1 protein-coding gene is annotated in these 630 nt (G+C 66.2%); it reads right to left on the bottom strand.

Annotation, left to right across the window (positions count from 1 at the left end; translation table 11 throughout):
* Nucleotides 1-46: 46 nt before the first annotated feature.
* Nucleotides 47-630 (bottom strand): lytic transglycosylase domain-containing protein (locus EOA27_RS39155; protein WP_145970939.1); only part of this gene is annotated, 584 nt, incomplete at its 5' end.

The following is a 630-nucleotide window of genomic DNA, read 5'->3' as shown; positions in this document are numbered from 1 at the left end:
GTTCTCATGCATGGCGCTGTCTCGAGACGCCGCGCGGACCGTCCGCTCAGGCGTCGGGCGGCAGGCGATGCCGCTTGCGGTCGACGCCAAGTCCCGTCGCCTCGAGCAGGCCCCTGCGCTTGGCGTCGTAATAATAGCCGCTCTGGTAGAGCGTGTCGGCGCGCTTGGCGTTGCCGCCCGAGACCAGCCAGGCGCCACGCAGATATTTCACGGCATATTTGAGATTGGTCTCGGCGTCGAACAGGCCGGTCGCCGGGCCGTCATAGCCCATGCCGCGCGCCGTCGCGTGCTTGATCTGCATCAGTCCCCAATGGCCGTGATTATAGGCTTTCGGGTTGAAGGTGCTCTCGCGGTTGACGACATGGCGCACCAGCTCGACCGGCACTTCATAGAGCGCCGAATATTTCTCGATCAGCCGCTCGATCTCGCCGCGCGGGCCGCTGGCGTGCTGTTCGGGCTGGCCAGGCGCCGCCAGCAGAGCGGGGTTGTCCGGCGCCACGTAAGCAACCTGCTGGACACCGGGCATCGGGGCGATTTTTGCCGACTGGCCGGTGACCGGCATGGCGACGCCCGCGGTCGTATAGACCGCCGCCTGCTTGATGGATCCCGCCTGTTTGATGGATCCTGGGC

This window comes from Mesorhizobium sp. M2A.F.Ca.ET.037.01.1.1, from assembly GCF_003998075.1.
GTDB lineage: Bacteria > Pseudomonadota > Alphaproteobacteria > Rhizobiales > Rhizobiaceae > Mesorhizobium.
The sequence above is the reverse complement of the archived record's forward strand: the minus strand, read 5'-3'. Positions and strand labels throughout refer to the sequence as shown.